The sequence below is a fragment of the Rhodococcus sp. T7 genome, from assembly GCF_009872365.1.
Taxonomy (GTDB): Bacteria; Actinomycetota; Actinomycetes; order Mycobacteriales; family Mycobacteriaceae; genus Rhodococcus_F.
Genome location: NZ_WXYH01000101.1, coordinates 1 through 8110 on the forward strand (window position 1 = coordinate 1; position 8110 = coordinate 8110).

General features: G+C 68.4%; 10 protein-coding genes. 3 read left to right on the forward strand and 7 right to left on the reverse strand.

The window, feature by feature from the left end; genetic code table 11:
- Window positions 1–142: 142 nt before the first annotated feature.
- The 4 genes from MLGJGCBP_RS12530 to MLGJGCBP_RS12545 are packed head-to-tail and all read right to left on the reverse strand — an operon-like array spanning window position 143 to window position 4251.
- Window positions 143–523 (reverse strand): VOC family protein, encoded by a 381-nt coding sequence (locus tag MLGJGCBP_RS12530; RefSeq protein WP_160095944.1) that lies wholly within the window; start codon window positions 521–523, stop codon window positions 143–145.
- Window positions 524–574: 51 nt separating this feature from the next.
- The gene (locus tag MLGJGCBP_RS12535) at window positions 575–1579 is read right to left on the reverse strand and encodes an acyl-CoA dehydrogenase family protein (protein WP_160095946.1); all 1005 of its coding nucleotides are present in this window, start codon (window positions 1577–1579) and stop codon (window positions 575–577) included.
- 30 nt (window positions 1580–1609) lie between these two features.
- Window positions 1610–3127, reverse strand: coding sequence for an L-piperidine-6-carboxylate dehydrogenase (amaB, locus tag MLGJGCBP_RS12540; RefSeq protein ID WP_160095948.1), 1518 nt, complete (start codon window positions 3125–3127; stop codon window positions 1610–1612).
- The gene (locus MLGJGCBP_RS12545) at window positions 3124–4251 is read right to left on the reverse strand and encodes a 2-oxoadipate dioxygenase/decarboxylase family protein (protein WP_160095950.1); all 1128 of its coding nucleotides are present in this window, start codon (window positions 4249–4251) and stop codon (window positions 3124–3126) included. The genes amaB and MLGJGCBP_RS12545 overlap by 4 nt, the downstream gene beginning before the upstream one ends.
- A gap of 30 nt (window positions 4252–4281) precedes the next feature.
- Here MLGJGCBP_RS12545 and MLGJGCBP_RS12550 point away from each other — a divergent pair, with 30 nt between their 5' ends.
- The 3 genes from MLGJGCBP_RS12550 to MLGJGCBP_RS12560 all read left to right on the forward strand — a co-directional run bounded on the left by MLGJGCBP_RS12550 (window position 4282) and on the right by MLGJGCBP_RS12560 (window position 6940).
- On the forward strand, window positions 4282–4746 hold the full coding sequence (locus tag MLGJGCBP_RS12550) for an Lrp/AsnC family transcriptional regulator (protein WP_087558360.1): 465 nt from the start codon (window positions 4282–4284) through the stop codon (window positions 4744–4746).
- Between the two features lie 65 nt (window positions 4747–4811).
- The gene (gene lat / locus MLGJGCBP_RS12555; RefSeq protein ID WP_160095952.1) at window positions 4812–6155 is read left to right on the forward strand and encodes an L-lysine 6-transaminase; all 1344 of its coding nucleotides are present in this window, start codon (window positions 4812–4814) and stop codon (window positions 6153–6155) included.
- Window positions 6152–6940 carry a tyrosine-protein phosphatase gene (locus MLGJGCBP_RS12560; RefSeq protein WP_160095954.1) on the forward strand — a complete coding sequence of 263 codons (789 nt, stop codon included), beginning with the start codon at window positions 6152–6154 and terminating at the stop codon, window positions 6938–6940. The genes lat and MLGJGCBP_RS12560 overlap by 4 nt, the downstream gene beginning before the upstream one ends.
- Here the strand turns inward: MLGJGCBP_RS12560 and MLGJGCBP_RS12565 are convergent.
- From MLGJGCBP_RS12565 to MLGJGCBP_RS12575, 3 genes are read right to left on the reverse strand one after another with little or no spacing between them, the layout of a single operon-like run.
- Window positions 6904–7236, reverse strand: a complete 333-nt coding sequence (locus MLGJGCBP_RS12565) for a VanZ family protein (RefSeq protein WP_160095960.1) — start codon at window positions 7234–7236, stop codon at window positions 6904–6906. The genes MLGJGCBP_RS12560 and MLGJGCBP_RS12565 overlap by 37 nt on opposite strands.
- A gap of 2 nt (window positions 7237–7238) precedes the next feature.
- Window positions 7239–7577, reverse strand: coding sequence for a hypothetical protein (locus tag MLGJGCBP_RS12570; protein ID WP_160095956.1), 339 nt, complete (start codon window positions 7575–7577; stop codon window positions 7239–7241).
- Between the two features lies 1 nt (window position 7578).
- A complete protein-coding gene (locus MLGJGCBP_RS12575) occupies window positions 7579–7989 on the reverse strand; it encodes a DUF1707 SHOCT-like domain-containing protein (protein WP_160095958.1) in 411 nt (136 codons plus the stop codon).
- Window positions 7990–8110 lie beyond the last annotated feature (121 nt).

Sequence of the window (8110 nt, forward strand, 5' to 3'; positions counted from 1 at the left end):
CAACGCGCACTTGCCCGTTGGATCGGTACTTGCCCACTATGCCACCACACCTTCCCCACCTAACAAAGTCCTACTAGGCGACGGCACCGACAGGTCCGCACGCGAACTCGACGCTCGTGCACCAGGATCCCGCCGAGAACCGTCAGAGCGGAGCGAGCCGGGCTCGGAGCAGGCAGAATTCGTTGCCTTCGGGATCGGCGAGAACGTGCCAGGGCTCGTCCCCGGTCTGGCCGATGTCGGCCGGGCGTGCGCCGAGTTTCAGGAGGCGTTCGAGTTCGGCGTCCTGATCGCGGTCGGTGGCGTTGACGTCGATGTGCAGCCGCGGTTTCCCGGGTTCCGGTGCGTCTCGGCGGCTGAGGATGATCGTCGGTTGCGGGCCGCCGAACCCTTCGCGGGGCCCGATCTCGATGCTTCCGTCGCCCTCGCGGTCGAGCACCACGAAGTCCAGGACCTCGCACCAGAACCGGGCCAGCGCCTCGGGGTCGCGGCAACCGAGCACGAGTTCACTGATGCGGCATGCCATGGACGAAACCTACTTTCAACGTGGAGTTGACGGGATGCGCGAAGCCGCGAGCTAGTCGCGGCCCAGGCGTTGCAACAACGCGGACTTGATCGCCGGACGTCCCGCTGCGACGAGGGTGAAGGTGGCTTCACGCATCAGTCGTTCCGCCGTGTTTCCCGCGAGCAGTGCGGAACTGCCCTTCGCGGTGACGAGGGCGGCGGCGGTGCGGATGGCGAGTTCCGAAGCGCGGGCCCGCGCTTCGGCGATCTCAGCCCGGCCTTCGAGTGCCGCGTTCAGGTCGAGACGTGCCCGGGCCGCCTGCTCCTCGAACGGGTCGGCGTCGACGCCGAGGGCTTCCAGTTCGCTGATCGCCCGCCGGATGATTCCCATCGCCATGCACCCGTTGATCCACGACCCGAACAGCTGGCTCTTCGCGAAGTCCTCGGGGGAAACGACGGCGCTCACCAGATCCCGCGGCACGGCGAGCCCGTCGAATTTCAGCCGGACCGTGTTCGACCCGCGGGCCGCTATGAGCGGGAGTTCCTCGGCGGTGAGTCCGCGCAGCGGTTGTGCGGGAATGATGACGTGCACGATGGAGTCGTCGAATTCGTCGCGTGCCGACACCTGGAGCAGATCGACGATGCCCCAGCCGGTGACGAAAGGCGACACCCCGTCCAGCACGTAGCCGTCGTCGACGCTGCGTCCCCACAGGGTGGGCGGGACGGGAATCGCTCCGGCCAGAGCGACGCCGGCCCGCACCGTGCCGTCGACGAGTCCGTCGAGGTACCGATCCTGCAGGGTGGTGTTCGGCGAACCGGCGAGACCGGCGACGACTCCGTGGTGCTGCATCCACGTGAACGCCGTCGCGAGGCAGCCGCCGCACAACGTCTCCATCACGTCGACCAGCACTGACGGCGTCACACCCTCTTCGCCGGGTGCCGCGAGTCCGAAGAAGCCGTCGGCGGCGAGAGTCTCGAAATGACTGTCGGGAATCTCGCCGTCGGCATCGACGCTGTCGGCCACCGGGAACAGCACGTTCTCGGCGATCTCACGCGCCATCTCGGTCCAGTTGCTCACGCCCCGAGACTAGCGGGTCGGCGCCGCCGATCAGGTGAACTCCACCCCCTGCGCGAGCGGGAGTCGATCGGAGTAGTTGACGGTGTTCGTCGCACGGCGCATGTAGGCCTTCCACGCGTCGGATCCGGACTCGCGTCCGCCGCCCGTCTCTTTCTCCCCGCCGAACGCCCCGCCGATCTCGGCCCCCGACGTGCCGATGTTGACGTTCGCGATGCCGCAGTCGGAACCGTCTGCCGCCAGGAACCTCTCGGCCTCGCGTTGATCGGTGGTGAAGATCGACGACGAAAGGCCCTGGGGCACTTCGTTGTGCAACGCGATCGCCTGGTCGAAGTCTTCGTACGTGAGCACGTAGAGGATCGGTGCGAACGTCTCCTCCCGCACCACCGACGTCTGCGCGGGCATCCGGACGAGGGCGGGCGAGACGTAGTAGGCGGAGTCGCTGCCACCGCTGCGTTCGCCGCCGCAGACGACGGTCCCGCCGTCGGCGCGGGCCTCGTCCAACGCGGTCTGCATCGCCTCGAACGCGGATCGGTTCACCAGCGGGCCGACGAGGACACCGTCGTCGAACGGGTTCCCGACCTTCAACTGGCCGTACGCCGAGGAGATGCGCTCCACGAGTTCGTCGGCGACGGACGAGTGCACGATCAGCCGTCGCAGCGACGTGCAGCGTTGTCCCGCGGTGCCCGCGGCGGAGAACACGACTCCCCGCACGGTCAGGTCCAGATCTGCGGACGGTGCCACCACTGCCGCGTTGTTGCCGCCCAGTTCGAGGAGGCATTTGCCGAAGCGCGCGGCGACGCGAGGCCCCACGGCGCGCCCCATCCGCACCGAACCGGTGGCGCTGAGCAACGCGACGCGTGCGTCGTCGACGAGTCGTTCGCCGACGTCCCCCGCCCCCTGGATCAGGGCGTGGATGCCGGCGGGTGCACCGACGTCGCGGGCGGCACGCGCCAGCAGGGCATCGCAGGCGACCGCCGTCAGCGGCGTCCGGTCCGACGGCTTCCACACCACCGTGTCGCCGCAGACCAGCGCGACCGCGGTGTTCCACGACCACACGGCCACCGGGAAGTTGAACGCCGAGATCACCCCGACGACTCCCAGCGGATGCCACGTCTCCATCAGTCGATGTCCCGGACGTTCCGACGCCATCGTCCGGCCGTACAACTGGCGGGACAGACCGACCGCGAATTCGCAGATGTCGATCATCTCCTGCACTTCGCCCTGCGCCTCGGACGGAATCTTGCCTGCCTCGAGCGTGACCAGTTCCGCCAGATCGGCCTTGTGTTCCGTCAGAAGCTGACCCAGACGGCGCACGACAGCTCCGCGCTGGGGGGCGGGGACGGAACGCCATTCGAGGAAGGCGTCGTGGGCCGCGGTGATCGCCCGGTCCACGTCCTCCGCGCTGCTCGCCGTCACCGTGCGCAGTTCGGTCCCGGTGATCGGTGTGCGCGCGACGAGCGGTCCACCGCCGTCGGTGATCTCGGCGCCGCACCTGATCAGTGCTTCCTCGGCGCGTCGGCACAACTCCTCGGGGGCGGGAAGGTTCACGATGCTGTCCTCTCTCGGGAATGGTCCTGCTGCTGTCGGTAGAGCGTGAACGGGTCGTGCACGGCCCGGCCGAGCGTCTCGGAGAGCCACGGTAGGTGGTCGGGGCCGGAGTCGACCGGCATCGGCGGAAAGTCCTCGTAGAGGATCGGCTCCGCGACGTGGCCGTCGCCGGTGTGGCGGTGGGTGAAGTACGCCAGCCCACCGGTCTCCAGTTCCGCTTCCGTCTGCGGGAACTCGTCCTTTCCACCGGCGTACAGCGCCCGTCCCGCGGGTGTCAGTGCGATGCCGCGTGATTCCGCCACGAGGACGCCGCCCGGTGTGCCGGCGGCGCCGAACGACACCCGCCGCACGAGTACGTCCGGGTCACCCGCACGAGGACGGTCGGTGCCGTCGATCGTCCTCAGGCCGTGCCGCGCCGACCGACGGCACAGTTCGTCGAGGTCGAAGACCCGCGGTGCGAGGTGCACGACCCGCACGCCCGTGCGCCTACCGAGGTCGGCGGCGACGGGTGCGACGCGTTCGAGCGCGGAGAGCCAGGAACGGTCGGCCGCGGTGTCCGACGGTGCGAAGGCCGTGGCCGCGAGTGCGACGAACCGTTCCGCTGTCGGCGCCGTCAGTCCGCCCTCCTCGGTCGCGAGCGCGGCCAGGTGCAAGAGTTCCGTGGGGAATACGGTGCGGGCGGCGAGGACATTCTCGAGGCGGTGCTGCAGATCGGAGTCGAAGAACCGGCGATCGGCGGTGGTGAGCATCGATGCGAGCATCCCGAATGGGTTGCGGGTCAGTTCGATCGGGTCGACGGGGCGGAACACCGTCGAGACGACGGGTGCGGGTTCGGGCGCGTCGCGCCGGTCGTAGCAGCCGACGGGGTGCATCCCGAAGCCCGAGAACAGGATGGCGGCCTGACGAAGCTCCGTGGGCCCACCGAGATGGATCGCGCCGTGGCGCTCCACGGTGATCCGGGCGAGGCCACCCCGGCGTTCGGCCTCGGCCGGCTTTCTCGCCGCGAAGTCCGCGTTGACCTCGTCGGCCACCTCGACCAGCGTGACGTAGGCGGGCACCGTCCGGCCGTACGCCGCGCCCAGTGTGCGGGCGAAGCGGGCGCGGAGCTCCCACGTTTCAACCATGATGCACCTCCGCTGGGCTAGCCTGCGCTGGTGGTGGAATCTTTCCGTAGCGACGCACCCCATACTCCTCTCGACGACATCGATCGGGTACTGATGCGGGAGCTGGTGGCCGACGGCCGGGCGACTCTGGCGACCCTCGCCGAGAAGGCCGGGCTGTCGATCTCCGCGGTGCAGTCGAGGGTGCGCAGGCTCGAGGCCCGCAAGGTGATCCGCGGGTACACCGCGAAGATCGATCCGGATGCGCTCGGGCACGGTCTGTCCGCATTCGTCGCGATCACCCCTCTCGATCCGTCGCAGCCCGACGACGCGCCCGCCCGGTTGCGGAACCTCCCCGCGATCGAGGCGTGCCACTCGGTCGCGGGGGAGGAGAGCTACGTGCTGCTGGTGCGCGTCGCCTCGCCGCGGGAGTTGGAACACCTGCTGCAGGAAATCCGCGCCACCGCCAACGTCCATACGCGCAGCACGATCATCTTGCAAACATTTTACGACAAGTGAGCTCTGTGCCGGATATGTTGCCGAATCGTCGGCGATAGACAGGAATTTTCACGTAATCTCTCGGTATGAGCACTGCGATTCGTTCTACCGGAAATGGGGGCGAGCTGCCGGCGAGCCAGGTGCACGACGTGCTGCGCGAGCGCATTCTGGTCGACGGGTTCGACCTGGTACTCGACCTGGACCGCTCACGCGGCACCCATCTCGTCGATCTGCGGGACGGCACCAGCTATCTGGACATGTTCGGATTCTTCGCGTCGTCGGCCCTCGGGATGAACCACCCCGCACTGGCGGACGACGACGCGTTTCGCCGGGAACTGGCGGCCGCGGCGATCAACAAGCCGAGCAACTCCGACATCTACACCGTTCCGATGGCACGGTTCGTCGAGACGTTCGCCCGGGTGCTGGGCGATCCCGCGCTACCGCATCTCTTCTTCATCGACGGTGGCGCGCTCGCCGTCGAGAACGCGCTGAAGGTGGCGTTCGACTGGAAGAGCAGGCTCAACGAGAGCCGGGGCCTCGACCCGGCGCTCGGCACGAAGGTGCTCCACCTGACCGAGGCCTTCCACGGGCGCAGCGGATACACCATGTCGCTCACCAACACCGAGCCCGGCAAGGTGGCGCGGTACCCCAAGTTCGACTGGCCGCGCATCGACTCCCCGTATCTCGCGGACGGGCGGGACGTCGAGGAAGCCGAACGGCACGCACTGGATCAGGCGCGGCGAGCGTTTACCGAGAACCCCTCGGACGTGGCCTGTTTCATCGCCGAGCCGATCCAGGGTGAGGGTGGAGACCACCACTTCCGCCCGGAATTCTTCCAGGCGATGGCGGCGCTCTGCCGCGAGAACGACGCCCTCTTCGTGTTCGACGAGGTGCAGACCGGGTGCGGTCTCACCGGCACCGCCTGGGCGTACCAGCAACTGGGGGTGCACCCCGACGTCGTCGCGTTCGGCAAGAAGACCCAGGTCTGCGGAATCATGGCCGGCGGCAGGGTGGACGACATCCCCGACAACGTGTTCGCCGTCAGTTCGCGGATCAACTCGACCTGGGGCGGCAACCTCACCGACATGGTGCGGTCCCGCCGGATCCTCGAGATCGTCGAGGAGGACCGGCTCGTCGACCGGGCCCGCATGACGGGGGCACACCTTCTCGAACGGTTGCGGGAACTCGCGCGGGTGAACGCCGACGTGACCGAGCCTCGGGGGCGTGGCCTGATGTGCGCGATCACGCTTCCCACCCCGCAGCGGCGGGACCGGGTGGTCGCGGATCTCAGGGACCGGGAGCGGGTGCTGATCCTGCCTACCGGCAAGCGCGGGATCAGGTTCCGTCCACCGTTGACGGTGACGACCGCGGAACTCGACGCCGCCGTGGACGCACTGGCCCGGGTGCTGGGCGGTACCGTCGACGCATGACGCCGATTCCGCTCACGTCCGTGCCCAATCTGCGCGACATCGGCGGCTACCGGACCGGGGACGGCGCGAAGGTGCGTACCGGTGTGTTCTACCGTTCGACCGATCTCAGCCGGGTCGCGGACACCGACATGCCGCTGCTAGACGGTCTCGGGATCCGGACGGTGTACGACCTGCGGACCGCGGACGAGCGTGCCGCGGCCCCCGACATACTCCCGAACGGGGCCCGCGCGGTCGCGTTGGACGTGCTCGCCGACAAGGGGATCCGGTCGATCCCCGCGCAGATGCTGCAGGTGATCGCCGACCCGATGATCGCCGAACGCGAACTCGGAGGCGGACGTGCCATCGAATACTTCGAGGGCAGCTACCGCGATTTCGTCGAGATGCCCAGCGCGGTGTCCTCGTACCGGGAACTGTTCGGCGGTCTCGCGTCGAACGGCAACACGCCCGCCCTCGTGCACTGCACCACCGGGAAGGACCGGACGGGATGGGCCACGGCGGCACTGCTGCTGCTCCTCGGCGTCGGCGAGGACGACGTGTTCCACGACTATCTGCTGACCAACGAACTCCTGCTGCCGGCGTTCGCGGGCGTGTTCGAGAAATTCGTCGATGCGGGTGGGGATCCGGCGTTGCTCGAACCCGTGCTCGGGGTCCGCGAGCAGTATCTGCAGGTGTCGCTGGCCGCCATGCGCGAGCAGTACGGAACGATCGAGCGGTACTTCTCCGACGGACTCGGCCTCGACGCCGGAGTTCAGACTCTGCTGCGGGAGCGCATGATCGCGGACTGAGCGGACAACCCGATCGCCACACCCACCATGTCCGCGCAGAGATCCCAGACCGAACCGTGCCTGCCGATCGGCAGCACGCCCTGCAGTATCTCGGTGATCACCCCGAATGCCGCGAGCCAGAGCACCGTGATCCGTGGTGTCAGAAGGGCATACCGGGAGGCGGCTGCCAGCGCCGCGAACAGCAGGGCGTGCACCACCTTGTCGGCATGTTCGGGACCGGACGGCGTCGCGGACGCGGGGGACAGCAACATGACCAGCGCCAGCACGGTGAGGGCCGCCACCGGAACGGAACGCATACTCACCGCTGGACCGTGAACCCCAGTGCGCCCTCCGCAAACCGTTGCACCGCATCCGATCCGCTCGCGAGCGCGTCCTCGTGACCGGCCCGCGCCCAGCCGGTGAGTGTCGCGGTTTCACCGGACGGAGTGAGCCCCACCTCGGCGAGCAGTTCGCCGGTGTTGGGCTGGCAGATCGCCCACGAATAGTGCTCGTCGCTCAGCCACTGCGCCGTGCGGCGGGCGATGTAGCCGGGTTCGGTAATTCCACCGTCCTCGAGCGCCGGACGGTCGTTGACCCGCTCGTCCTCGCGCAGCGCGCGCAGGTACCAGCCGCCCGCGTTGACCTCGATCGGTTCCATGTCAGCGGTCCCGGTGGCGGCGGTCGCGGCGATCGTGCCGGTCGTCGCGGGTGCCGAACAGGATGGCGCCGGCGGCAGGGATCATCAGGAAGAACAGCCAGCTGTTGTCGACGGGGACGACGAAGAACAGCACGAGGGCGACGAGCGGGATCACCGACATCACGATGCGACGCCAGTTCTGGTCGTTGCCGGTGTCCGCTGCCACGGCCTTGGCGGGCGCGGCGGGCGTGGTCGCGGGGAGGTCGGTGAACACTCGATCGAGTTCGCCGCGGGTGGTGGCATTCGTGACCGCGAGACTGCGCTCGTCGAACTCGGGGACCGTCAGACGGCCCGCAGCGAAGTGTTCGCTCAACGAGTTCAGGGCCTGCTCACGTTCGGCTGTGCCGATACGGATCTCGGGAACGTCAGACATGCGTACAGTGTGGCACGGCCACCCGTGAGTACTTGTTAACCGCGGGGGGGCTGTTGCGGAATTGAGTGACGGTGGTGTGGCTGTGTTCGGCGCGTTGGGTGGGTCGGCGGAAAGTGCGGCC

Bases quoted from the DNA above. Each gene is read 5' to 3' on its own strand.
- MLGJGCBP_RS12530 (WP_160095944.1), bottom strand. From the start codon at position 523: ATGGCATGCCGCATCAGTGAACTCGTGCTCGGTTGCCGCGACCCCGAG.
- MLGJGCBP_RS12545 (WP_160095950.1), bottom strand. From the start codon at position 4,251: ATGGTTGAAACGTGGGAGCTCCGCGCCCGCTTCGCCCGCACACTGGGC.
- lat (WP_160095952.1), top strand. From the start codon at position 4,812: ATGAGCACTGCGATTCGTTCTACCGGAAATGGGGGCGAGCTGCCGGCG.
- MLGJGCBP_RS12560 (WP_160095954.1), top strand. From the start codon at position 6,152: ATGACGCCGATTCCGCTCACGTCCGTGCCCAATCTGCGCGACATCGGC.
- MLGJGCBP_RS12565 (WP_160095960.1), bottom strand. From the start codon at position 7,236: ATGCGTTCCGTTCCGGTGGCGGCCCTCACCGTGCTGGCGCTGGTCATG.
- MLGJGCBP_RS12570 (WP_160095956.1), bottom strand. From the start codon at position 7,577: ATGGAACCGATCGAGGTCAACGCGGGCGGCTGGTACCTGCGCGCGCTG.
- MLGJGCBP_RS12575 (WP_160095958.1), bottom strand. From the start codon at position 7,989: ATGTCTGACGTTCCCGAGATCCGTATCGGCACAGCCGAACGTGAGCAG.